The 1,642-nt window shown below is 49.6% G+C and carries 1 protein-coding gene and 2 pseudogenes; 2 read left to right on the top strand and 1 reads right to left on the bottom strand.

From position 1 onward, the window contains the following. Window positions 1-434: plasmid replication initiator RepA (gene repA / locus ACMX3H_RS18875; protein WP_415211872.1), on the top strand; the 434-nt coding region annotated here is incomplete at its 5' end. Between the two features lie 669 nt (window positions 435-1,103). Beyond that, window positions 1,104-1,208 (top strand): annotated as a pseudogene (locus ACMX3H_RS18870) (MBL fold metallo-hydrolase); the annotation flags it as partial. 137 nt (window positions 1,209-1,345) lie between these two features. Here the strand turns inward: ACMX3H_RS18870 and ACMX3H_RS18865 are convergent. Next, window positions 1,346-1,642, bottom strand: a pseudogene (locus tag ACMX3H_RS18865) (ISNCY family transposase); the annotation flags it as partial.

Here is a 1,642-nt window from a genome sequence, read left to right as displayed (position 1 = left end):
AGGCTATCGGCGCGGTGCTCTGCAACCGGATATGGGACGATACCACTGCCTCCTATATTCCCAATATCATCTGGGTCACCGAGTTGTTCTTTGTGCTGATTGGCTACGAGTACGGTAAATATCTGTCTGCCCAGCAGCAGCTTTCCTGGGAGAACCAGAAGCTACGGGACGCGGGGGAAGGGCCTATTACGCTGACCGAAGCCCGCCGCCGGGCCAAAACGGAGCATATCCGGCGCGCCTTTGACTATCGCACCAAAAAGCTGGCGCGGAGCAAGCAGCGCCACCAGGCCCGCAAGCATATCCTCAACGACCTGGTGAAGCTCTACAGCAAGGAAGAGCTTGGTGCGATGGGGCATGTTGAACTGAACCGGATGGTCACGCAGCGTTACCATGCTATGTGCAAGCTGGCGACCGCGCCGCCCGGCACCGGCTAACCCGATATACCGTAAGTCAAACTATGCGCTTAACGGCGCAGGGCTTCGCTCGCCCTGAATTCAGCAGAGGTTATTTTCTGACCAACGCCCACAGCAAAAATCCCCATTCCTGCTAAAAATTCCCGCATTTTCCCAATACTCCCACCAGAGCACGGTACTTATCCACACATCAATGCAATTCAAAACCGAGGGCTAGATGCACTCTCAGGAATAGATGCAATATCACTATAGATTCTTAAAACAGAAAAAGAATTTAGACGAGCGCCAACCTGTAGATAACCGCGCATATCTGACGACAATTATTTTGGCCGATTGGCGACAATTAAAATAGCGAAAAAGTGACATCACAAACCGGCTTGGCAGGAGGCGCTTTGCGCGGTTCCGTGGTTTCTTCCGCTACGTAGTTCGCTACGCTCACGTATCGGCGCGGATTAGCTCCTGTACGCCTCTGTAAGACCCGTTCGCGCCTTGCATGCCCTAACGGGCATTAAAACAACCAAAGGTTACTATGCGCTTCCCAGAGGACATAAAACCGAGATTCATACTTTCGGTATCGCTCATGATTATTGTCCGTAAAACTGACTAGCCGACTGGTCTAATCTCTAACCTTTGTAATTGTCGCCAACGGCAAAAATAATTGTCGTCAGATAGTTGAAAGACAATAATCATTCTACTGGCGTGATTAAGGCCATGAAATCGCTTTATCCCCAACTTGCTGATGAAAGCTCTCTGGAACTTGGGGATAAAGTGAATACCGGCGAGCTGAAATGGTGATTTTTCTTTCATAGTATCGATTTTTTAAGAGAAATTCATGTAACGCCAGAGAATGCCGATATTCTCAATACACTGACTATAATTTCTCATAGACTCACCATCATCTTCTTGACTGGCATCCCCTCCGCCGGTCTTTTCTATCTTTTCAGCTTCAGGATGTCACTATCAGTGAGGCCAGTAAACCGCTTGACCGTTGCTGGGGCCATGCCGCCATCCAGCATTTGGCAAGCTACTTCGAGCTTACCTTCTTGGCGTCCAAGTTGGATCCCTTCCTGCTTCAATGCTTCTGCAATGGTCATAAGCGCCTCCTCGTGTTTCTCTGCGCGTTTGGCTATCTCGGTAATGAACGTGCGTGGCGAAGCCGCATTACCCTCCTGGATAAGATAGTTCATCATCGTGATGACCTGCGTATCCGTATAATAATTGTACGACAG

Source organism: Sodalis sp. (in: enterobacteria) (assembly GCF_047607725.1).
Lineage (GTDB): Bacteria > Pseudomonadota > Gammaproteobacteria > Enterobacterales > Enterobacteriaceae > JBLKSS01.
This window is presented reverse-complemented; position numbering and strand designations above follow the sequence as displayed.